This is a genomic window from Methylophilus sp. (assembly GCF_035460085.1).
Lineage (GTDB): Bacteria > Pseudomonadota > Gammaproteobacteria > Burkholderiales > Methylophilaceae > Methylophilus.
The window spans coordinates 1-23,593 of record NZ_DATHWZ010000001.1; the positions used below are offsets into that span (position 1 = coordinate 1).

21 protein-coding genes are annotated in these 23,593 nt (G+C 50.8%); 15 read left to right on the forward strand and 6 right to left on the reverse strand.

The features are described from left to right. Nucleotides 1-85: 85 nt before the first annotated feature. Complete coding sequence (locus VK958_RS00005) at nt 86-1,318, reverse strand: MFS transporter (RefSeq protein ID WP_325238159.1); 1,233 nt, start codon at nt 1,316-1,318, stop codon at nt 86-88. A 224-nt stretch (nt 1,319-1,542) separates the two neighbouring features. On the opposite strand from VK958_RS00005, the gene VK958_RS00010 reads away from it, so the two are divergent. The 11 genes from VK958_RS00010 (at nt 1,543) to VK958_RS00060 (ending at nt 11,790) form a co-directional block, all read left to right on the forward strand. After that, nucleotides 1,543-2,193 carry a hypothetical protein gene (locus tag VK958_RS00010; protein ID WP_325238161.1) on the forward strand — a complete coding sequence of 217 codons (651 nt, stop codon included), beginning with the start codon at nt 1,543-1,545 and terminating at the stop codon, nt 2,191-2,193. Nucleotides 2,194-2,262: 69 nt separating this feature from the next. Further along, the gene (locus tag VK958_RS00015; RefSeq protein ID WP_325238163.1) at nt 2,263-2,850 is read left to right on the forward strand and encodes a hypothetical protein; all 588 of its coding nucleotides are present in this window, start codon (nt 2,263-2,265) and stop codon (nt 2,848-2,850) included. 173 nt (nt 2,851-3,023) lie between these two features. Further along, nucleotides 3,024-3,932, forward strand: coding sequence for a hypothetical protein (locus VK958_RS00020; protein ID WP_325238165.1), 909 nt, complete (start codon nt 3,024-3,026; stop codon nt 3,930-3,932). 38 nt (nt 3,933-3,970) lie between these two features. Continuing rightward, complete coding sequence (gene alkB, locus VK958_RS00025) at nt 3,971-4,609, forward strand: DNA oxidative demethylase AlkB (RefSeq protein WP_414683819.1); 639 nt, start codon at nt 3,971-3,973, stop codon at nt 4,607-4,609. 205 nt (nt 4,610-4,814) lie between these two features. Beyond that, nucleotides 4,815-5,141 (forward strand): ribosome hibernation-promoting factor, HPF/YfiA family, encoded by a 327-nt coding sequence (gene hpf, locus VK958_RS00030; RefSeq protein ID WP_055830357.1) that lies wholly within the window; start codon nt 4,815-4,817, stop codon nt 5,139-5,141. 144 nt (nt 5,142-5,285) lie between these two features. Next, entirely contained in the window at nt 5,286-6,236 is a 951-nt protein-coding gene (gene hprK, locus VK958_RS00035) for an HPr(Ser) kinase/phosphatase (RefSeq protein WP_325238172.1), read from the forward strand. A gap of 19 nt (nt 6,237-6,255) precedes the next feature. After that, a complete protein-coding gene (gene rapZ / locus VK958_RS00040) occupies nt 6,256-7,137 on the forward strand; it encodes an RNase adapter RapZ (protein WP_325238174.1) in 882 nt (293 codons plus the stop codon). 22 nt (nt 7,138-7,159) lie between these two features. Continuing rightward, nucleotides 7,160-7,567: a PTS sugar transporter subunit IIA gene (locus VK958_RS00045; RefSeq protein ID WP_325238177.1), complete on the forward strand. Its 408-nt coding sequence runs from the start codon at nt 7,160-7,162 to the stop codon at nt 7,565-7,567. Between the two features lie 12 nt (nt 7,568-7,579). Further along, nucleotides 7,580-7,849 (forward strand): HPr family phosphocarrier protein, encoded by a 270-nt coding sequence (locus VK958_RS00050; protein WP_325238178.1) that lies wholly within the window; start codon nt 7,580-7,582, stop codon nt 7,847-7,849. Further along, nucleotides 7,850-9,601: a phosphoenolpyruvate--protein phosphotransferase gene (ptsP, locus tag VK958_RS00055; RefSeq protein ID WP_325238180.1), complete on the forward strand. Its 1,752-nt coding sequence runs from the start codon at nt 7,850-7,852 to the stop codon at nt 9,599-9,601. It begins immediately after the preceding gene. 158 nt (nt 9,602-9,759) lie between these two features. After that, on the forward strand, nt 9,760-11,790 hold the full coding sequence (locus VK958_RS00060) for a M3 family metallopeptidase (protein WP_325238182.1): 2,031 nt from the start codon (nt 9,760-9,762) through the stop codon (nt 11,788-11,790). 45 nt (nt 11,791-11,835) lie between these two features. Here the strand turns inward: VK958_RS00060 and VK958_RS00065 are convergent, their stop codons facing one another. Further along, nucleotides 11,836-12,483 carry a PEP-CTERM sorting domain-containing protein gene (locus VK958_RS00065; protein ID WP_325238184.1) on the reverse strand — a complete coding sequence of 216 codons (648 nt, stop codon included), beginning with the start codon at nt 12,481-12,483 and terminating at the stop codon, nt 11,836-11,838. Nucleotides 12,484-12,695: 212 nt separating this feature from the next. Between VK958_RS00065 and VK958_RS00070 the strand changes: the two genes are divergently transcribed. From VK958_RS00070 to tmpT, 3 genes are all read left to right on the forward strand, one after another. Then, nucleotides 12,696-12,998 carry a hypothetical protein gene (locus VK958_RS00070; protein WP_325238186.1) on the forward strand — a complete coding sequence of 101 codons (303 nt, stop codon included), beginning with the start codon at nt 12,696-12,698 and terminating at the stop codon, nt 12,996-12,998. Nucleotides 12,999-13,218: 220 nt separating this feature from the next. Next, on the forward strand, nt 13,219-14,487 hold the full coding sequence (locus VK958_RS00075; RefSeq protein ID WP_325238187.1) for a hypothetical protein: 1,269 nt from the start codon (nt 13,219-13,221) through the stop codon (nt 14,485-14,487). A gap of 70 nt (nt 14,488-14,557) precedes the next feature. Continuing rightward, nucleotides 14,558-15,199: a thiopurine S-methyltransferase gene (tmpT, locus tag VK958_RS00080; RefSeq protein WP_325238189.1), complete on the forward strand. Its 642-nt coding sequence runs from the start codon at nt 14,558-14,560 to the stop codon at nt 15,197-15,199. Here the strand turns inward: tmpT and VK958_RS00085 are convergent. Continuing rightward, nucleotides 15,192-15,851, reverse strand: coding sequence for an HAD family hydrolase (locus VK958_RS00085; protein WP_325238191.1), 660 nt, complete (start codon nt 15,849-15,851; stop codon nt 15,192-15,194). The two genes, tmpT and VK958_RS00085, sit on opposite strands and share 8 nt — an antisense overlap. Before the next feature lie 283 nt (nt 15,852-16,134). On the opposite strand from VK958_RS00085, the gene VK958_RS00090 reads away from it, so the two are divergent. Beyond that, nucleotides 16,135-17,043: an N-acetylmuramoyl-L-alanine amidase gene (locus tag VK958_RS00090; RefSeq protein WP_325238193.1), complete on the forward strand. Its 909-nt coding sequence runs from the start codon at nt 16,135-16,137 to the stop codon at nt 17,041-17,043. Between the two features lie 22 nt (nt 17,044-17,065). On the opposite strand, the gene VK958_RS00095 is transcribed toward VK958_RS00090, so the two are convergent. The 3 genes from VK958_RS00095 to VK958_RS00105 all read right to left on the reverse strand — a co-directional run. Next, the gene (locus VK958_RS00095) at nt 17,066-17,953 is read right to left on the reverse strand and encodes a transglutaminase family protein (protein ID WP_325238195.1); all 888 of its coding nucleotides are present in this window, start codon (nt 17,951-17,953) and stop codon (nt 17,066-17,068) included. A gap of 3 nt (nt 17,954-17,956) precedes the next feature. Further along, nucleotides 17,957-20,506: a circularly permuted type 2 ATP-grasp protein gene (locus tag VK958_RS00100; protein ID WP_325238198.1), complete on the reverse strand. Its 2,550-nt coding sequence runs from the start codon at nt 20,504-20,506 to the stop codon at nt 17,957-17,959. Between the two features lie 125 nt (nt 20,507-20,631). Then, on the reverse strand, nt 20,632-23,593 hold a 2,962-nt coding region (locus VK958_RS00105; protein ID WP_325238200.1), incomplete at its 5' end, for a transglutaminase family protein.

Sequence of the window (23,593 nt, forward strand, 5' to 3'; positions counted from 1 at the left end):
TGCATTGAGGCGGAAACGGGTGCGAAATGTAGACCGTTGTAACGCTTGAAACAACTGATCGAGATCGCGCATGCTGTATCAGCGGTTAATGCAGTTCCGAGACATGCAAGTCGCGCAATTTTGGTGCTTTGACTGCAGTCACGCCAACCACCGCGATCGTCATCAAGCCGCCGAATACCACCGAAGGCACCAGCCCCATCAACCTTGCCGTCAGGCCAGATTCGAATGCGCCCAGTTCATTGGACGAGCCAATGAAAATCCCGTTAATCGCAGACACTCGCCCACGCATGCCATCAGGCGTCGCCAGTTGCAGAATGGTTTGCCGCAGAATCACTGATACCGCATCCATCATGCCGGAGATCGCCAGTATCACTGCGGCCAGCCAATAGGTAGTGGTCAGGCCAAAGGCAATCATGCACAGGCCGAATCCTGCGACTGCCAGTAACAGCCAGCGGCCACTATGTTGATGGATCGGGTTTTTCGCCAGCCACAAGCCAGTAATAATCGCCCCCACCGCAGGCGCAGCACGCAACACGCCCAACCCTTCAGGACCCATCTGGTAAATGTCATGCACAAACGCGGGCAACATCGCCACCGCGCCGCCAAACAGCACGGCAAACATATCCAGCAATTGTGCTGCCAGCACCACTTGTGTATGCCTGACAAAACGCAACCCTTCGGCAATACTGGCAAAGACTTTCATCGGCGTATGGCTGCGATGCTCCTTAACATGCAATGTCACCGCTGAAATGGCAGCGCCTAATGCGAGCAATGCTGATATTTCATAAGCGACATATTTATTGGCAAAGCCGACTAAAAAGCCACCGATCGCAGGGCCAACAATCAAACCAATCTGAAACATGGAACTGCCAATACCGGACGCCTTGGCAATGGATGCGCGCGGAATAATCAGCGCGAACAGGGTGTTGTAACTAGGAGAAATCAACGCCCTAGCAAAACCGGTCAGTGCGACCGTACCATAAATCCACATCACCGTATGCGCTGGCTGGTAGAGTGTGATCAGCACGAGCATCCCCGCATTCACTGCCAGACACAGCGCGGCGACGGTGGCAAACCCCTTGCGTGAAAAATAATGATCGACCGCATGACCGAGGAACAAGGCACTGCTCATATAAGGGATGACTTCTGCCAGGCCGATCAGGCCGAGTGACCATGGGTCGTGCGTGAGTTCATAAATATGCCAGCCGATGGCAACCATCATCATCTGGTAAGACAATACCATCTGGATACGAAAGGCGAGTAACTTGGGGAAAGCATAACCCTGATGGGCTAAAATCTGACGCACGGATAAGGACATAGAGGATAATTATACGCTATCAATATCTATGCCTGGCGGATACACCGGCACTTCTGAAGTGGCTGTGATTGCCCTACAATAGCGGCGCGGGTGCAGTGAATCAGGCAGTATGCGAATTTATTCGCTGATGAGCCGTCGTTGACCTCGTGCGACTCTGCCGACATAGATGGGGCGCACCCGCCCTTTATTTTGCAAGCGCTCTTACCAAGCAGACTGGATTCAAAATGGCGGCTGTAAAGTTGCAAAGCTCATTACCCTATTCCAAGCCACTAGCTATGCGCCCATCTTTGTTTTTGACCTCGGCAACGCTGTTTCTGCTCTCGACTTCGCTGGATGCTGCAGACGCTATCAGTGCAAACCAGGCGATTGACCATCCTGTGGTTCTCCCGGTATCTGTGATTGATTATTTAACCAAAGAAATCGACACTACTTATGCTGAGTGCGAACAAGAGGGCCTGATTGTCAGCAAAGCTTTCGAGGCCAGGACCGTGGAATTGAGCTCATCCGTGAAAGCTTTTGTGGTTAAACCGCGATCAAGATGTTTTTGCACCAAAGATGAATGCCCGATGTGGGTATTTGACGCGTCAAATCAAAAAGCGAAAGTACTGTTTGAATCGCCTATGGCTGGCTTGTTAACGTTCTCGGACAACAAAACCAGGGGGTTTCCTGATATCAAGGTATCGGGCGGGTTACTCAGTCACGGATTATCCAGCCATGGTTACGAAGTACGGTATGCGTGGGACGGCGCAGAATATCAGGAAATTTATAACCATGTTTGGATATGGAATCCCGACCGTCAATGCAAGGAAGCAGAAATTGAAGAACTCAAAGACGGTAAATGGGTCAAGACATCAAAAGCATGTCTCAACGTGTAATTCCCATTCATCAACCGGCTCATACTTTTGTCTATGAGTAAAAAGGCATAACTCACAATGTTTAAAACCATGAAACCATTAATTTTCAGCACTAGTTTATTTTTTGCAATCTCCTCCCTGGTCGCGCATGCGGACGAGACCTTCCAAGTGAAAGAGCCCTTCAAGAACCCCGCCAAACTGCCCTCGCCTATTGTCACCCAACTGGCGAAAGAGGTTAGTAAAGATGCGCTGGCCAGTTGCCAGTCATCAAAACCTAACGACTTATTTGAGGCCGAGATCATCAACCTGAATAAGGCAACCAAAGCCTACCTGGTAAAACCTGCACATAGCTGCCTGTGTGAAAACGATTTTTGCCCGGTATGGCTGTACCCGGTGAAAAGCAAAGTGGTAAAACCTGTCTGGCATATCCCAGCCACCAGCAAAGTGGAGGTTCTCGACAAGCATTTAAACAAGTATAGAAAGCTCAATGAAGCTTCTGCTGATGCGATACATGGCAGCGAGTCAACCTGGTCTTGGGACAGGAATAACTATAGCGAAATCTACAAAAACACCTGGAAGATGGACGATGAGAAAAAATGTCGTTTAGGCGAGGAAACGATCCAGCTGATGGATGGGAAAATGGTGAATCACACCATCAAATGTACTCAGAATCAGTGAGCATTCATCATCAGGAAGTGACATATCAACTGAAGATTATTTCTGCTGCAAATTCATGAAGGTGAGGAAGTATGCCCAGTGATGCTTTTTGTGATGAATCTTTCGCACTACGTTCAGGGCATGACTGGGTTCAGGGCATGACTGGCATATGGTGATGCCAGGTTAAAAGCATTATGCAAAGTATCAACCGGACATTGCTGCTGTTAGTAGGTTTGCTCCTGCCAATACCGGCAATGGCTACAGAGACCATGCAACTATGGGTCACTGTAGACTGGGAAGGATTGTCGCTTGAAGAGGATAACTTGCAGACCATGCGTACCTTTCGTGAAAAATTTCCGCACATTCCCTTATTGCATCTCATCAATCCGGCCTATTTCATACAGCCAGGCGTCAATCGCGCACAGATAGGCAGCCACATCCGCAGCACTTTTTTACCGCATGACACGATTGGTTTGCATCTGCATGCGATACGTTCATTGGTTGAGTATTGCGGCGTGAAATTTCAGGCTACGCCGTCTATTGCAGATGCGCAAGAAGACTGCACGCATAACAGTTGCGGCTATTCTGTAAGTCTGGAATATGCCTATAGCCAGCTGGAATTAACGCAACTGGTGGCATGTAGCAGCCAGCTACTCGCAAGCAATGGCTTCCAACATCCGCGACACTTTCGCGCCGGTGCGTGGCAATCCGGGCCTAAGTTGCAATCCGCGCTGCAAGCAAACCGTTTTATATGGGATAGCTCGAGTATCGATGCAAACTTGCTGACTGGCAGATGGCATAATGACAGCAGCATGATCAGGCTGTTGAAAACATTGCATCCGCAAAGTACAGCGCTGGCGCAACCCTATGCACTGAGTACCGAGCTGATGGAATACCCCAATAATGCCGCGCTGGCGGATTACATCAATACCAAAGAATTGATGCGCCTGTTCGAGCAGTTGATTGAGGCGCGCCAACCGGTGATGGTACTTGGTTTTCATCAAGAGACAGCCGCAGACTACCTCATACAACTTGAGCGCGCCATTCCCAAAATGGAAAAACTTGCCAGGCAAAAAAATATCCGTATTGAGTGGATGCATTAAGCTGCCATCAAAGACTTTTTTCGAATGAACTGCAGATGATGGATCTATTTTCTGAACAACAACCCGAGATCGTGCCCCTTGCAACTGGAGCGAGCTGGCTACCCGGCTTTGCCTTGCCGGTAATGGATGAACTGTGGTCCAGCCTGAAACAACATTTCGCCGTGCATCCACCACAACACATGGTCACCCCTGGTGGCTATCTCATGTCAGTTAAAACAACCAGCATGGGCGATTTCGGCTGGGTGAGCAGTACCAAAGGTTACGATTACAGCGCCATCAATCCTGCCAACCAGCTGCCCTGGCCATCATTGCCGCGAGTCATCACGCAATTGGCGCAAACCGCAGCGCGGGCTGCTGGTTACGCAGCTTTTATACCGGATAGCTGCCTGGTCAATATTTACGAACCCGGCAGCAAAATGGGTTTGCACCAGGATAAAGATGAAAAGGATTTTTCGCAGCCCATCGTCTCAGTGTCGCTAGGCATTCCCGCTATGTTTTTGTTTGGCGGCGCCAAACGCACTGACAAAACAATCAAGATCCAATTGCAGCATGGCGACGTTGTGGTTTGGGGAGGCGCAAGTCGTCGCTACTATCATGGTGTGGCTCAGGTAAAGTCAGGAGTGCATCCACTCACTGGTGAAAAACGCATCAACCTCACGCTCAGAAAAGCCCGATAGAATCTTGGGCAGGTGCTGTGAAATGAACTATTTCAAGTAAAGCTGTCAGCAATTAAGTAACCGGTGAAATGCTGATCAACATCAATAAACCAGCGCATTTCAAGGTTGCATCTGTTTTTCAAAAGAGTAAACTGAAGTTGCCCTTTCCATCCAATTGATAAGGCGATTGGCGCTGGTAAGGCATTCTCAATAAAAGGAGTTTGTCATGAATTTACAACTTACTGGACATCATTTAGAAATCACTCCGGCATTGCGTGAATACGTACTATCCAAGTTTTCGCGCATCAGCAATCACTTCGACCATGTGATTGATGTCAAAGTCACCATGTCTGTAGAGAAGCTCGCCCAAAAAGTTGAAGCCACGCTACATGTTCCAGGCAATGATTTACATGCTGCCTGCGCAGATGAAAACATGTATAGCGCGATAGATATGCTTACTGACAAACTTGACCGACAAGTATTGAAACATAAGGAAAAAAACGGCGACCATCATAAATCCGGTGGTGCTGTGAAGCATCAGTTAAGTGCCTGACCTTAGTTTCATCCTTCTCTACCCGATCGGGTAGAGAATTCGCCCACCCCACTTCAGCACTTTTACCTCGTTTCACTCCCCAGTAACAACTTTCGGTTGTAAAATAAGATTCGACTCTTTGTTGCAATTGGTTCAGGACCATTCATGGCACAAATTTCAGTGGCCGACTTGTACAAGCAAATTCGCGGAAAACTCAAATTGAAATGGGTGGCAGGCGAATCGGGCGGCAAAAAAATCCTTACTTCCGGCACGGTCACCAAACCTTCACTGGCATTGGTTGGGCATTTAAATTTTGTCCACCCTAACCGGGTACAGGTACTGGGGTGTGCGGAAATGGATTACCTGAGCGGCCTCAGCATTCTGGCGTCACAGCAGGCGATTAGCAATTTATTCTCTACCGATTTAGCCATGATCGTGGTTGCCAACGGTGAGAAAGTCCCTCCCTCCATGCTGGAAGCTGCGCAGCAAAATCAAGTCCCCTTATTCACCACCCCAATGATCAGCCCACAGCTAATGGAGTTGCTGGGTCATTATCTGGCCGTCGCCACCGCTGAAACCACCAGCCTGCACGGTGTATTTATGGAAGTGCAAGGGTTTGGCGTGCTGATCACCGGCAGCGCGGCGATTGGTAAAAGCGAGTTGGCTCTGGAACTGATTTCCCGAGGCCATCGCCTGGTGGCTGACGATATTGTCGACTTTTACCGCGTCTCACCCGAAAGAGTGGAAGGCCGTTGCCCGGAATTGCTACAGGACTTCCTGGAAGTGCGTGGCTTAGGCATTCTGAATATACGCGCACTGTATGGCGATAACGCGGTCAAACCTACCAAACCGCTGGATATGATGATCCAGCTGGAATTTGCCGACGAGATGAAGCCGCTGGAACTGGACAGGTTAAACGCCAACCGCCATACCGAGCGCCTGCTGGATGTGGAAGTCAGCAAGGTGATTATCCCGATTGCTGCCGGGCGTAACATCGCGGTACTTGTAGAAGCCGCAGTGCGCAACCATATGTTATTACTGCGTGGCGTCAATGCGACCAGGCAACTGACGCAACGGCAAAAGCAGATCATGCTGAGAGAAAGCAAATTACGATGACAAACAGGTGGTCACGCAAATGCAACTGGTGATTGTGACCGGCTTATCCGGCTCAGGTAAAACCATCGCGCTACGCGTATTTGAAGACAGCGGTTATTACTGTATTGATAATTTACCTGCCACGCTGTTGCCGCATATCCAAAACCATGTCGCTGATCAGAACTCAGCTAAAGTGGCGGTCAGTATCGACAGCCGAAGTATCGCCATCGAATCGCTGCCTGATATCTTGCAAACGCTGAAAACGCAGGGCATACAGTGTCACTTGCTGTATCTGGATGCCAACCATGAAACACTGGTCAAGCGTTTTTCTGAAACCCGGCGTAAACATCCATTAAGCACGCCCAGCCAGGCACTGGCTGAAAGTATCACCCACGAACGCGACCTGTTGTCTGGCCTGAGCAATATCGGCCACCATGTCGATACCAGCAATCTGTCATCCAATGCCTTGCGTAACCATACCCGCGACTGGATGTTGCAAATCGAACAGGGTTTCCAGGAAGTGCGGCCGCACAACCTGGTGTTATCTTTTATTTCGTTTGGTTTTAAACACGGGATTCCGCTCGATGCCGATTTTGTATTCGACGTGCGCAGCTTGCCCAATCCGCATTACGACCTGGTTTTGCGGCCTTACAATGGCAAGCAGGCGCCGATACAGCAATTTCTGCAAAATGAGCCCATGGTGCTTGAAATGCAGCATGATATTCAGCACTATATAGAAAAATGGCTACCAAGCTTTTATCACGACCATCGCAGTTATGTCACGGTTGGCATCGGCTGCACAGGGGGGCAACACCGTTCCGTCTATCTGGTGGAACAATTGGGGGCGTATTTCAAGCAACTGCACCAGGTGATGATCCGTCACCGGGAACTGCATGAGGTTGCCGCTGTAGTATCCCCTTAAATAACGGACTGAAAGTAAAATTATGATTGGTGTTTTGATTATTGCGCATGGCAGTTTTGGCCCCAGCCTGATCGATTGCGCAACCCATGTCATGGGAAATCGCCCGACACAATTGGATTACCTGGAAATATCCAATAACGATGACCCATCACTGATACTGCCCAAAGCCCAGGCGCTGGTGCAAAAACTGGATAGCGGCCAGGGTGTCCTGGTGTTATCCGATATGTACGGCGCCACGCCTTGCAACATCGTCACCCGGCTGCTCACCCCGGACGAAACCGAAGGCGTCGCCGGCGTGAACCTGCCCATGCTTGTTCGCGTACTCAATTACCGTCATGAAGGCTTGCATGCCTGCATAGAAAAAGCCCTTAGCGGTGGCCGCGAAGGGGTGGTTCACTTTACCAAAACCACTTGTCATCACTCTCAATAACTCCAATAATTTATGGCCAAAATCTCCCTGGAAATCATCAACAAGCTCGGCTTGCATGCGCGCGCTTCTACCAAACTTACCCAAACTGCCAGCCAATTTAAAAGCGAAGTCTGGATAGAAAAAAATGGTCGCCGTGTCAACGCCAAAAGCATTATGGGCGTGATGATGCTGGCTGCCGCCAAAGGCAGCATTGTCGATATTGAAGCGACCGGCCCCGATGAAGAGCAGGCCATTGCCGCCTTGCAAGCGCTGATCAACAATTACTTTGGCGAGGGTGAATAATTGACCAGCTTCAGCATGCACGGGGTAGGCGTTTCCAGTGGCATCGCCATTGGACATGCCCACCTGATTTCCCATGCCTTGCTGGAAGTGGTGCATTTTAAAGTGCCCGCCACTGCTATTCCGGTAGAGATCGCACGCTTTGAAAGCGCGATTGCCGTAGTCAAGAAAGACTTGGAGCAAATCAAACTCCAGTTACCGATCAATGCACCTTCTGAGATAAGTGCATTTATCAATACGCACCTGGCAATGCTAAGCGACAAGGCGCTCTCCGAGGCACCTAAGGCGATTATCCAGAATGAGCGATGTAATGCCGAGTGGGCGCTTAAGCAGCAAATGGATGATATCGTCGCCCAGTTTGAGGCGATTGAAGACCCTTATCTGCGTGAACGCAAACATGATGTCGTGCAAGTGGTTGAGCGTGTAATCAAGGTATTGCTGGGACGCGACCAGCTCGATGCAAGCGAAAAGAAACAACAGGCCAAACAGGAGCGCGCCATGATCCTGGTGGCGCATGATGTCTCGCCCGCCGACGCCATCCAGTTCAAGCATCACCAGTTCGCGGCATTTATTACCGATGTTGGCGGCATTACCTCACATACCGCCATCCTGGCGCGTAGCCTGAATATTCCGTCGATTGTCGCCTTGCAGCGTGCCCGCGACCTGATCAATGACGGCGAGCTGATGATTGTCGATGGCACCCAGGGTGTAGTGATTGTCAATCCCGACCCAGAAGTGCTGTCCGAATACCAGCTCAAGCAAAACCAGTGGCAACTGGCGCAGCAAAAACTGCAACGCATTAAAACCACCAAAGCCGTTACCGTAGATGGCGTTGCGATTGACCTGTTTGCCAATATTGAGGTGCCGGAAGATGTCGTCAGCGCAAAAGCTTCTGGTGCTGTCGGTGTAGGTTTATACCGTACCGAATTCCTGTTCATGAACCGGCGCGAAATGCCGGGCGAACAGGAGCAGTTTGAAGCATACAAACATGTAGCCGAAGCCATGAAAGGCTATCCGGTGACCATACGCACACTGGATATCGGCGCCGATAAACAATTACATTCAGATGAAATTGTCACCGCCACCAACCCGGCACTGGGTTTGCGTGCCGTGCGCTATTGCCTGTCCGAACCGCATATTTTCCATACGCAGTTTCGTGCCTTATTGCGTGCTTCGCATTATGGCAAGGTTAAAATCCTGATTCCCATGCTGTCGACGCTGGCAGAGTTGCGCCAGACCAAACTGCTGTTACAACGTGCCAAAGATTCATTACGCCAGCAGAACATCCCGTTTGATGACCAGATCGCTTTGGGCGGCATGATCGAAATCCCGGCCGCGGCCATCAATTCCGAAGCCTTTGCACAGGAGTTGGATTTCCTGTCGATTGGTACTAATGACCTGATCCAGTACACACTGGCAATTGACCGCGCTGATGATACTGTCGCGCATCTGTATAACCCACTGCATCCGGCAGTATTGAAGCTGATCCAGCTGACCATACAAGCCGCAGAAAAATATGGCAAACCGGTTTCCGTATGTGGTGAAATGGCGGGGGATACTCGGCTGACACGCTTATTGGTTGGCCTCGGCATGCGCCAATTATCCATGCATCCTTCCCAGATTCTGAGCGTGAAATCACAGATCCTGCAATGCGAAGAAGCGATACTATCGCGGCAGGCGAAAAAGATTTTATCGTTTAGCGACCTGGAAAAGATCGAACCACTGGTCAGGAAATTTAATGGTGAGTTTGCCTGACAGATGCCTATGCATGCCTGGGCAACGGCCTTGATTTAGCAAAACTCATCACCATCATCAAAATATACAATCACGCAATTGTGAACATTCGGGCCAATGAGCCATCTGATCATTAAAGCACTGTTTGAACTCAAACGCATTCATCAAAGGACATTGTTGTGAGCACGAATCCATTACTCGTTTTTAACGGCCTGCCAAAATTTAACGAAATACAGCCAGCACATGTGTCACCGGCAATTGACCAGCTCATTAGCGAAGGCCGCGCCCTGGTTGAGCAATTGGCGACATCGACCGAACAAGCCACCTGGAAAAACTTTGTGCAACCGATTGAAGACTTTTCAGAAAAACTGTCTCGTAGCTGGGGGCCGGTGGGTCACATGAACGCAGTCGTCAATTCGCCTGAACTACGTGAGGCATATAACGACAACCTGGCCAAACTGACTGATTTCTACAGCGATTTATCGCAGGATGAGCGTTTATATAACAAATATAGAGCGATTCAGACCAGCGCTGAATATACGCAATTGAGCCCCGCACAAAAGAAAATTATCGAAAATGAAGTGCGCGGCTTTAAACTCGGTGGTGCTGAATTGCCCCCTGCGGAAAAAGTGCGCTTCAAGGAAATTGCCGAGCAGCTTTCCAAAATCGGTAGTAAATTTGAAGAAAACATCCTGGATAACACCAACGACTTCAAACATCTGGTGGCAGATGCTTCTGAATTAACCGGATTGCCGGAGGATGCTTTACAGGCAGCAGCTGAAGCTGCCAAAGCTGAAGATAAAACTGGTTATTTATTTACCCTGCACTTCCCTTCATACATGCCGGTGATGCAATACTGCGACAACCGTGCACTGCGCGAAACCCTTTACCGCGCTTACGCCACGCGCGCGTCAGAATTCAGTAAGCCCGAATGGGATAACACGCCGTTGATTGCCGAGCTGCTGAAACTTAAACGTGAAGAAGCGCAATTACTGGGCTTTAAAAACTATGCCGAATTGTCATTGGCCACCAAAATGGCCGATGCACCACAGCAAGTGACCGATTTTCTGGATACCCTGGCCAAGCGCGCCAAACCCTATGCAGAGAAAGATGTGTCCGAGCTTAGAGCCTATGCCAGCAAGCTTGGGTTTGACGACATGCAAGCCTGGGATACAGGTTACATCAGCGAGAAACTACGCCAGGAAAAATATGCGTTCTCTGACCAGGAAGTGAAACAGTACTTCCCTGAAGACAAGGTAAAAGCCGGCTTATTCAAAGTGGTAGAAACCATTTTTGGCGTACAAGTGCGCCAGGTTGATGCACCGCTATGGCATAAAGATGCCAGCTTCTATGAAATCAGCGACCAGAACCGCCAGCCTATTGCCTATTTCTACCTGGATTTATACGCGCGTAGCGGTAAACGTGGCGGAGCATGGATGGATGAATGCATCACTCGCCGCAAAACAGCCAATGGCATTGAACTGCCGGTCGCTTACCTGACCTGCAATTTCTCGGCGCCAGTGGCTGGCAAGCCTGCTCTATTTACCCATGACGAAGTGATCACCTTATTCCATGAGTTTGGGCACGGCCTGCACCATATGCTGACGCAAGTGGATGAATACAGTGTGTCCGGCATCAAAGGCGTGGAATGGGATGCCGTGGAATTGCCCAGCCAGTTTATGGAAAACTTCTGCTGGGAATGGGATGTATTGCGCCATATGACTGCGCATGTTGACACGGGTGAGCAATTGCCACGCGCACTGTTCGATAAAATGGTCGCTGCCAAAAACTACCAGGCCGGCATGCAAACTGTACGCCAGATTGAATTTTCATTATTTGATATGCGCCTGCACAGCAGTTTTGAACCGGATAGCAAACAAACGGCGCTGGATATTCTGGAACAGGTCCGTGACGAGGTGGCCGTGCTGCGTCCACCCAAATGGAACCGCTTCCCGAACAGCTTCAGCCATATTTTTGCCGGCGGCTATTCCGCAGGCTACTACAGCTATAAATGGGCAGAAGTCTTATCTGCCGATGCTTACAGCCTGTTTGAAGAGTTGGGCGTATTGTCTGCCGAAGCGGGAAGCCGCTTTAAAAATGAAGTCTTGGCGCAAGGTGGCTCACGTCCGGCGATGGAGTCTTTTGTCGCATTCAGGGGACGCGAACCTAGCTTGGATGCTTTGCTCAGGCATAATGGCATGGCTGCATAAATTAAAAAAAGCTCCAATTTATGGAGCTTTTTTATTAAGCTTAAATTAAAGAACTTTAAGAGTCCGACGTGCGCCAACTAGTAAGCTTATTCCAAATAATAATAAGCTTACGCTGCCTGGTTCAGGAACACTTGATACGGTATTCAATACGAGATTGTCAATCTGAATCCCCGGTAGAGTATAACTATGTATCTCTACTCGTGTTAACTCTGTAAATCCGATGATATTCACTGGTGTAAGTACATTTGCAGATGTGGCATTTGGCAATGTGATCACTTGACTCACGATACTACCATCTACTCGAAGTCCATATATCGTTGACTGATACACCTCTCCAACAATACGATTTAGGCCATATGGATCATTCCCGCCTAGTGAAACTGGTGCAACATCCAAAGACAACAAACTGAATTTGGCACCCGAGCTATTTTGCAGCGTCATATATCCATAGTTATAGGTAGCAATAGCTGTACTACCTCCAAAACGAGCATTTAAAGCCCCTGCAGTACCAAAACTATAAGGCGTTGGATTTGAAGCCGTGAGAATAAAACCCGCCTCTTCATAAGCACCCTCTAAAAAAGTGGCTTCATCATTATTTTGATATAGCCCTTCAAAAGTCATGGTAATCGCATTAGCATTTACCCCCCACGATAAAATAATAAATGTTAACGCGCTGATTACAACTTTCTGCATATCCACCCCTCTCATTTTTTGTTTTTTTGACTTAAGAATAATAGCACTAAATAAAAATCTTAAAATAACCGCTTAATGCACGATTGACTTCTGATAAAGTATTTCATTATATATCTACAAATACTCAGTCAGCGCATCCTAAGACGCTGGAGACTTATACCCTTTAGGGCTATTGCTTTAGCGAGAAAAAAACTTTCAGAAAGATTTAATCCATGTCCCGTTTATACACTTTTATTTTTCTTGGTTTGCTTCTGCCAGCAATGGCCTATGCGGCCAAAGAAGAGGCTGATGATATCCATGCCAAAACAGCTGACGGCGATGAAGTGGTGTTACACGCCAACGGTTACTGGGAATTTAAAGATGCCAAGAAAGCCGAAGTGGCCAAAGAAAAGGTAGAGCAATTTGAGAGGAGCAACGGTTGTCCGCTGGGCATGCGACCAAGTTTTCTCGGCGTGGGGCGCTGTATTGCGTTTGATGACCCGATTTTACGTCGCGGTTCGTTGAAGCCTCGTTAAATCCAACGTTTATGTGCGCTAACTTCTGGCGCAATCAGGCACTAAAACAGGGCGCTTGGATGTGCCTTGTTAGTTTTTTACGGGTGCGGTTCTACTCCTAGATAGCTCGACTCCATCAATTTAAGCCTGCAAAGGTCATATTTCGGACTGTCCGATCAATATTAGGCATCAGGTATAAGCTTTGCTTAATAAGGATTCACAGCATAATCAGATAGCGCTCATGAACACTTTATCTCGCTTTAATTCATTCCAGTTTGCCCGCCATGGCGATAAACAAAATTCGGCTTTTTTTGAGGAGTACCTGCAAAAGCTGCTGGATGAGCGTGACCGGCTCGGATTGACCGACATGATCCAGGAAATCGACGCGCTGATGATCACCGTCGACCCGGACCATTCGATTCAGTATATTGCCGAATTATCACTGATGACTTCGTACCACTACCTGGTGACGCTTGAAAGCGATCAACACTGGACACATGTGTTGCGCATAGACCTGGATTCGCCGGATCTGCTGGTACGTGAAGTCAAAGATCCCAGCTTCCGCGGTATTTTCCGCTCACTGAATGAAATCTACCCGGTTGGCGCACGCAAACCGAATAGCCGCTACATGGGTGAAATTATCCGTGTCAGAAATATGCATGAAGTGGTCAAACTGCAGGAAGAAAGGGAGTTCCGCTTTTTTACCCGCGATGAAGTGCGCAAAATGGAGTTGCCCGACAATGTCGCCATCAGCAAACCTTCGCCTTACACGCATAATATTGTGGGCTATATGCAACGGGAACCGGGCGAGCTACGCGTCTATGCCCTTGGCACCAGCACCATACGCAATGATGTACAGGCCGCTTATGACAAGGCCAAAGACCTGCAAGCGAAACTGCGTATCGATGATTTGATTTTGCCGGTTGATCACTTGGCGACCCGTGTCTACAGCCAGAACCGGGAAGTCGCTATCCTCGAATATTTGTCGTGGTCCAGTTATTACTTCTGGGGCGCTTACAATATCTGGGACCAGAACTCCTCCACCAATGTCACCAAAAGCGTGCATGGGCTTGCCGAAACCAAAAGCCCGGCCAAAGTATTTACGGCTAACAACACCCCCTATTTTGTCAATCATTTGGGCAAACTGGCCTCCCCCACGGAAACCTTTGTACGCAACTACGGGCCTCGGCTGCACCATGTGGCTTTATCGGTCAAAGACGGCATGCGCGATGGCATGGAAAACATTGAATTCGTGGTGGACGCCATCGCCGGACAGGGCAAAGGCTTTTTGCTGGATGTGATTGGATCCAAGGAAGAAGGACTGAAACAGATCTTTTCCAATGCCTCGGAACATTCGTCATTGATTATCGAATATGTGCAACGTTACGATGGCTTCGATGGCTTTTTTACACGGGACAATGTCGCCAAGCTTACTGCTGCCGCAGGTGTGGAAGAAGGAGTACTGGAAGAACAGGCGAAACGCAGCCAGGCTACCGAGTTAAAGTACTAGGCATGGGTTTATCAGGATGCTGATTTATACTATCGGCAATTAAACATCGGCCAGTCTATAGCGAATACTTATGCAGCACGATTTCTGGCACCAGCGCTGGCAGAACCAGCAAATTGGTTTTCACCTGGATGCGGTGAATCCATTATTAGCAGCGCATTTCCAGGCGCTTAACCTGCAAGCGGGCCAGCGCGTCTTCATCCCCTTATGCGGCAAAACCCTGGATATCCACTGGCTGCTGTCGCAAGGCATACAGGTCGCCGGTGCCGAGCTGAACCAACTGGCGGTAGATACATTATTCGCTGAGTTAGGCGTCACGCCTACCATTACCGAACATGGCTCTCTGCGGCTATACCATGCCGAGCATATCGATATTTTCCAGGGAGATTTCTTTACGCTGGATAAGGGCTTACTGGGTGACGTCGATGCGGTTTATGACCGCGCTGCCTTGATCGCTCTACCCGCCAATATGCGTATCGATTACAGCCAGCATTTGATCAACCTCACTGCCAGCGCCCCCCAGCTGTTGATCAGCTTCCACTATGACCAGTCACTGATAGAGGGGCCGCCATTCAATGTCAGCGCTGAAGAAGTGGCAGCACATTATGCACAGGCCTACGACATTCACTTACTGGCAGATGAAATCCTGCCTACAGGTTTAAAAGGTAAATTCCCGGCGCAAGAAAAACTATGGTTTTTAAACCCGCTTAAATAACACAACCTGCCAGCGACTGGTGGTAGTCCAGCCAGTGCTGCAAACTTTCCACCACTTGGTGGGCATTACTGCGCACCAGCGCACTCGGTTGCCTTAAATCCGGCACCACCACTACCCGCAGCCCTGCAGCAATCGCCGCCTGGGCGCCTAGTTCGCTGTCTTCAAATGCAATGCATTCATCTGCCTGCAAACCCAGTTTTTGCAACGCCAGCAGATAAATATCCGGATTGGGTTTACCGCGGGTGACTTCCTGGCCGCTGGTGACATGGCTAAAATAATCCAGCACGCCAGTATGCGTTAAACGATGCGTGATATGCGGGGTCGGTGATGATGAGGCCACACTGCAGATAATGCCTTGCGACTGGTAAAACTTTAACAACGCATGTGCGCCGGACTTTAGCGGAAAGACGTGGTTGCAGGCATCCAGGTAGGTATTCAGCCCCTGCATTACATGCTGGAAATTTTCCTCGCTTCCCAGTTGTTGCGTCATCAACCGCGTGGAGTCCGCCCATATCCGCCCGACCAGTTCCACATACTCGGCCTGCGTATAAGTAATACCTATACTGGCGGCCGCCTGGATGCAGCCTTGCATAATGATGCGTTCGGAATCGATCAATAGACCGTCCATATCAAAAATTGCTGCTTTAATCACCGGAGAATCTCAACCAACGCTTAAAAAGGGAAAGTCCTATTTTAGCGTGATTCCCTGCCTGCACTTTACCTGCCGCGACAAAAAACATACTTAATAACAACAAGTTGCTATCTTCATACACCAAAAATAGGTTTGAGGTATCAGTGTTAAGAAATGTTGGCTAATATAAATCCAGCATGATGCTGGTGTTTGAGTTGTTCATGCCATGAAAGCTGTCACTGCTGCCACTGACACGTAAAGCAGATGGCATACAAACCATATATAAAAACTCAAGGAGACTCAGATGGATAAAGCCAAGCTCTACACCTTACGCTGGTCAGCCATGCAAATTGCCAGGTTAGCATCCGATCCCAAAGTTGATACACTGGCACTGCACCAGATTGAAATCCTTTCGCAACTGTTGGAAGAACCGATTCCACAGGAATTTGCACCGCCTGAGCCTGCACGCCCCAGCCAGCATCCTGAACCCACACCTACGGAGGTCACAACCCCGGAAAAAAAGCGTTATCCGCCAGGCGAAAAAAAGCTGTGGTACCCGGAAGCGCTGGTGCGCACTGATATCCGCCGCGTCGCAAAGGGGGAATATCCGAAAGGATATCCTTATGGTGCAATCGTGCACTTCACTGCTGGTCAATACAGCAAAGGCCTGGAGAATGCTGTGAGCGCTATTTCCGATAGCCCTTATTTCTTTTGTAGCATAGGCACTGATGGCAAGTTTGTTCAAGCCAACCCTTTAAACCAATGGGGTTACCATGCCGGGGAAAGTGCATGGACGATTGCCGGTGAAAAACGCAGTGGCGTTTCCAATTTCCTGGTCGGTATCGAGATCACCAACCCGGGGCGGCTGGAGGTGCACAACGGCAAGTATTACACTTATTGGGATACCGCATTCAAACAGCCACTGGACAGCCAGAAGGTGCGCGTGATTGATAAGAACCGTGACAATATTCTGGCGGGCGCTTATCTACCCTACACCAAAGAACAGGAAGAAACGCTGGTCGAATTTTTACTATGGGCGAAAGCGAATCACCCCAGCGTATTTGAGTTTGACTATGTGCTGGGGCATGATGAAGTGGCTGGTCCGAAGGGTATAGGCCGTTGGCGTAAAAATGACCCGGGTGGCGCCTTATCTATGACGATGAGTGATTTCAGGCAGCTGTTGAAGGATGAATATAGAAAGCGTTACGGGTAAACAGAATCAGCATGCTAATGGGTTAAGTAAACGCGTATTCAAGCGGCGTCACCGTCACACGGACAACCAGTTGCTGCTTTCCGCCACCCAATACTACGCCTCGCATGGGCGAAACGTCATTGAAATCACGCCCCCATGCCACCGTGATATGTTCGTGCTGCACCAGGCAATTATTGGTGGGGTCAAAGTCGACCCAGCCATATACTGGGCAATACACTGACACCCAGGCATGCGAAGCATCTGCGCCAATCAGGCGAGGCTTACCTGCAGGCGGGTGCGTCAGTATGTAACCACTCACATAACGGCACGCCAAGCCCAGTGAACGCATGGCGCCTATCATCACATGCGCAAAATCCTGGCACACGCCACGTTTGCCATTCAGCACCTCGTCCAGCGGTGTGGCGACATCGGTCGCTTGCGGGTCAAATTCAAACTCCTGGTGAATCTGCTGTGTGAGTGCCATAGCCGCTTCAAGTAACGAGCGCTGTGGCGTAAAACAGCGACGCGCAAAATTGGCCAAGGCTTCACTGCTTTTTATTTTGCCGGTTGAATACACATAGCGGGTCGCCTCAACATGCTGCGCCCCTTGCAGCTGCAACATGGTTTGCAACTGTTCCCAGGCGGGGCTTTGCACAAAGGCATCCATTGTGGGGCGCGGGGATACTTCTACCTGGAAACGCGAGGTCACTTGCAGTGATTGATGTGGTATCAGGATAGTGACATAGTCATTGTGGTTGCCAAAAAAATCCAGACACCGCGACTGCTCGGCCGGTTGTGGGTGACATCCCAGGGCATACGAAACACTCTGCTGATACGGCGTTTCACGCGGCATCATATGCACCAACTGTTGCGACTGGATCACCGGGATCTCGTAACTATAAAGCGTGCGATGTTCAACCTGGTAGCGCATAAGTTATCTCGCCCCCGGCGTCGCATGCGGGCTGGTGTAGCTGAAAAAACGCAGGCTCAATCGGTCAGACAAAGATTGCGTTACCCCATGCGCGTAATTAAGCCAGTTAGACAAGGTGATATTACCGGCATGGAAACACTGGTCCGCATCCAGTTGCATCAATGCTTGCCCGCAATCCCTGAGTTCAGCGGCAAGACCTCCCGCATTATCCTGCGCGTCCATTTCCTCCAGGTATTTCAACAAGCCCTTGATCTGGAACACGATAGCATTCGGGTTATTTTCATCCATCAGTAACAAATCCAGCACCGGCAACCATTCCGGTTGTGCCGCGTAACGTGCGCGGTAAGTCACCAGGTTATTGGTCACCTGCAACAACCATTCCAGGTTACTTTGCTCCGGCATTGCCAGTGCGCGACTGAGCAATACACACATAAATTGCAGCCGCTCGATGCGCCGGCCCAGCGACATGAAACGCCAGCCAAGGTCCCGGGTCATCCAGTCCATGGCGAAGCCGGTCAGGGTGACAAAGTGATTAATCGCCTGCTCGATCGATGCCATCGCATCTTGCAGGGTGGGTTGCTGGTGACGCGTAATAAACTGCCGTGAAAGAAGGTTGACCGTGCGCCAATGGTCATTGGAAATACGCTCACGCAGGTTAAACGCCTGCTGGAAAAGTTGCTGCACGCTGGTGGCCAGGCTGCTGGAGTATTGCGAAAACACCGCCTGTATCAGCAAAGGCGCGATATCATCATCCGACCACAGTTGCGCAGGCTGCCATGAGGCTGCGTTGGCTTCGTTGGTGGCGGTCGGCAATAGTTCAAACCACTGGCATAAGCCCTGCATGGTGGCCCATTCACCGGCGCGGGTGCCTGGTGTGTATTCCACCAGTGCGCGGATAGTCGCGCGCAGCATGATGGCTTTTTGCAGATTGCGTACACAGTAACGGCCGTACCAGAACAGATTTTCCGCCATGCGGCTGGAAAGGTAAGTATTCTCCCGCACCAGGTCATGGCTGGAACTGGTTTTACGCAGCATAGTGCCTTGAGGCTGGTTGTAGAGTGAAAGCACCCAGGTGTCTTTGCTGGTGCCTCCCCGTTGCATGGTCACTTCCCGGGCATCCTTACCACTGGCAACACGGGCCAGCCCCCCCGGCATGATCGCATAGCCATTAGGGGTGGCGAAGGCATATACCCTTACACTCACCGCAAGCGAACTGATTTGCGGTTGCTGATGGTTGACCAGCACCGGTGCATGCGAAATATCCAGCCGCTCCTGCGCGATGTAGTGATCAGGTTGCGCCAGTAATCTGGCAATCAGCGCCTCTCGCTGAGCCTGGTTTAGATCTTCGCAAAACACTGGCGATGATTGCACATGCGGATAGGCCGGATGTATCACCAGGTAATCCAGGTTATTGATCACGTATTCAAGCGCGGCGGGTTCGCCACACCACCAGGTCGCGACTGACGGCATCCGTAATTCTTCACCCAGCAGGGACCGGCACAGTTTGGGTAAAAAACCGAGCAAGGCGCCGGATTGCAACAGGTTGGAACCCAGCGCATTGGCAATCAGTACATTCCCCAATCTCGCCACGTGTGCCAGCCCAGCCACGCCGAGTAGCGATTCGGCATTCAATTCCAGCGGGTCACAATAGTCATCATCGATGCGCCGCAAAATGGCATGGATTGGTTTAAGTCCGGCTACTGTTTTTAACCATACGACGCCATTACGCACCGTCAGGTCACTGCCTTGCACCAGTGGGTAACCAAGATAACCAGCCAGGAAAGATTGTTCATGGTAGGTTTCGTTATAAGGGCCTGGAGTCAGTATCACCACCAGTGGCGGTTCACCGGCACCCAATGGCGATATGTCAGGCACTGTGAGCGCCTGGTTTTCAGCTACGCGATGCCCCCAGTGCGCCAGGCTATCGCGCATGCTGGCAAAAAACCCGCTCAGGCGTTCAATATTCAGGTCGCGGAACAGTTCGGGAAACGCACTGGAAATAATGGTGCGGTTTTCAAGTGCATACCCTGCACCGGTCGGTGCTTGCGTGCGATCATTCATTACCCACCATTGACCGTTGGGTGCTCGCGCAATATCGACGGCATAGCTGTGCAGGGCGATATTGTCATAATGGGGAACACCGACACATGGGGGTAAAAAGCCACTGTGCCCATACACCAATGCTGGAGGCAATTTTCCGCTTTCCAGCAGGCGTTGTTCACCATAGACATCCAGCAACACTTTATTCAGCAAGGTGGCACGCTGCGCGACTGAAGCCGCAATATGTTGCCACTCGTCCTGCGCAATAATCAGTGGCAGCACATCCAGATCCCAGGGCCGTTGCACGCCATGCGTATCTGCATAGACATTGTAAGTGACACCGTTGTCGCGCACCTGGCGCTGCACCGCTTCGAGCCGCTGCCGCATGGCAGTGGGTGCTTCAGACTCCAGTTGTGCGGCCAGCGCCTGCCAGTGCGGGCGCAACTGACCATTGCTATCCAACAGTTCGTTGTAGCGATCAGAAAAATAAAGTTGGTTAAGCACTGTTTGCATACGGTCTATCTACACACAGAAGCTGTTGAATAAAGTAAACACATTAACTCAGCATAGCGAACCTGATCATTCATAGAAAACATCCTGTGACAGTAGGTTCAATAAAGCGCTGATCTGGCTACCCTCTAGCCGGGCTGCCAGCGCAAATCCAGTGTAAACGGAAAACGCGGATTCGGCGGCTCTTTTACCACTTCCACCTTGCCCGGAGTATGTCCATGTGCCCAGAAGCGAGCAAAACGGCGGGCCTCGGCTTCATTGGCATTGACCGGGAAAGTATCGTAATTACGCCCGCCCGGATGCGCGACATGATAGGTACAGCCACCGAGCGACTGATGGCTCCAGGTATCCACCAGGTCAAACACCAGCGGCGCCTGTACATCAATAGTAGGGTGCAATGCAGACCATGGATGCCAGGCACGAAAGCGCACGCCAGCAACATACTCGCCTGCCACCCCGGTGGATTGCAAGGGCAATGGGCGTCCGTTGCAGGTCACCGAGTAGCGCCCCTCAGTCAGGCCGCGTACGCGTAATTGCATACGTTCTACTGATGAATCCACATAGCGCGCGGTGCCGCCTGCTGAAACTTCTTCGCCGAGCACGTTCCATGGCTCAATCGCCTGCCGTAGTTCCATCTCAATACCGTGATAAGCGACCGTGCCATAACGTGGAAAGCGGAATTCGATAAACGGCTCAAACCAGCGCTGTTCAAAGGCGTAACCGGCTTCTCGCAGATCATTCACCACATCGGCGATATCCTGCGCGATAAATTGCGGCAGCATCCAGCGATCATGTAACTCGGTGCCCCAGTGCACCAGTTTGCCGGTGTAAGGCTGTTTCCAGAAGCGTGCCACCAGTGCACGCAACAACAGGCTTTGCAATAAACTCATGCGGGCGTGTGGTGGCATTTCAAACGCACGAAATTCTACCAGGCCCAGCCGCCCGGTCGGGCCATCTGGTGAATATAGTTTATCAATGGAAAACTCTGAGCGATGCGTATTGCCGGTTAAATCGACCAGCAAGTGGCGTAACAGCCTGTCCACCAGCCAGGGTCGATTGCTCTCTTTGCCGGGCGGCAGCACTTTTTCCATTTCCTGAAAAGCAATGCCCAGCTCATATAAGTTGTCGTCACGCGCTTCATCCACACGGGGTGCCTGGCTGGTAGGCCCGATAAACGTGCCCGAGAACAGGTAAGAAAGCGCCGGATGATGCTGCCAGTAAGTGATCAGGCTGCGGAGGACATCCGGACGTCGCAACAACGGGCTATCTGCCGCGGTTTCACCACCGAGAGTGACGTGATTGCCACCGCCTGTGCCTGTATGGCGGCCATCCAGCATGAATTTTTCAGTGCCCAGGCGGCATAGCCTGGCTTCTTCATACAGCATGCTGACATTGGCCACCAGCTCCTGCCAGGTTTTGGAGGGGTGAATATTCACTTCAATTACGCCCGGGTCTGGCGTCACACTTAACAATCTGAGTCGGCTATCGCGTGGCGGTGTATATCCTTCCAGCCATAATTTGAGTTTTAAATCGCTGGCAGTTTGTTCAAGGGCGCTTAGCAAGTCCAGGTAGTCTTCGAGACGCGTCACCGGCGGCATAAACACATATAGCCGACCCTTGCGCACTTGCACGCACAAGGCGGTGTGGATCACCTCACGCGCAGAAGGCTGCACCGTTTTATGTTTCATGCGCACAATGGGCGCTTTGGCTTCACCCATTGCAGGCGCTTCCGCAAAGGGATCCAGCGGGAAATCAGGTTCAATATCGGCAGGCAGTTGCCATGGTAATGAAGCCAAAGGCAAGCGCAGGCCCATGGGGGAATCACCACCCAGCAAGTATAAATGCTCGCGTCGCAACGGCCATTTGCTGGTCAGCCATTCCCCGGCTTTGCGCTTTTCATCAGGTTTGAGCGGCATGATAAAGCCAACAACCGACCCCAGACCCTGATTGAGTAACTGGGCGAGACGCTTGCGCTCAGCACTGTCTTTCAAATCGACTTGTAGAGGATCTACGTTATCCGGTAATTGTTGCTCTTGCAGCGTGAGTGCCAGCGCATCTTCATAGGCGGGAATCACACACGCCTGTGGGAAGCCCAGCATATCTGCCAGGTGATGGGTGAATGCCTGCGCTTGCGCGACTGTATAGCCATCATCCTCGCCTTCCACAGAAAACAGGCTTGCATCCTGCCAGATTGGTTTGCCGTCCGGGCGCCAGTAGATATTAATCGCCCAACGTGGCAAAGCCTCGCCGGGATACCACTTGCCTTGCCCGTAGTGTAAAAAACCTTTGGGGGCGACATGGGTTTTCAGGCGCAATGCCAACTCGCCTGCCAGTGCACGTTTATCTTCACCGAATGCTTCCGTATTCCACTGCGCGCCATCCATATCATCAATGGAAACAAATGTGGGCTCCCCACCGTGCGTGAGACGCACATCCATTGCCTGCAGTTGCTCATCGACCTGGTCACCCAGTTTGACGATGGCTTGCCAGTCTTGCTCGCTATAGGGTTTGGTCACGCGCGGATCTTCATGGATACGCGTCACCGTCATTTCATGGATAAACGTCACCTCGGCCACATCGGTAAACCCCACCACCGGGGCGGCAGATGAAGGCAATGCGGTACAGGCCAGCGGAATATGGCCTTCCCCCGCCATCAGGCCGGAAGTCGGGTCCAGCCCTACCCATCCGGCGCCAGGGATGAACACCTCGGTCCAGGCATGCAGATCGGTAAAATCCGTGTCGGTGCCACTGGGACCATCCAGCGCTGCCACATCGGCTTTGAGCTGGATCAGGTAGCCGGACACAAACCGGGCGGCCAACCCCAGATGACGCATGATCTGCACCAGTAACCAGGCAGTATCACGGCACGACCCGGTTAGCTTTTGCAGGGTTTCTTCCGGCGTTTGAATACCGGGCTCCAGGCGTACCGTGTAACCGATATCGGCTTGCAAACACTGGTTCACGCCCATCAGAAAATCGACAATACCCATACCGGGTTTAATGACCTGGCTGCGAATTTTATTGATCAAGTTCTGCAGTAGAAACCCAACGTTATCAGGCTGCAAGTACGAAGTGAGTTCAAACGCCTGC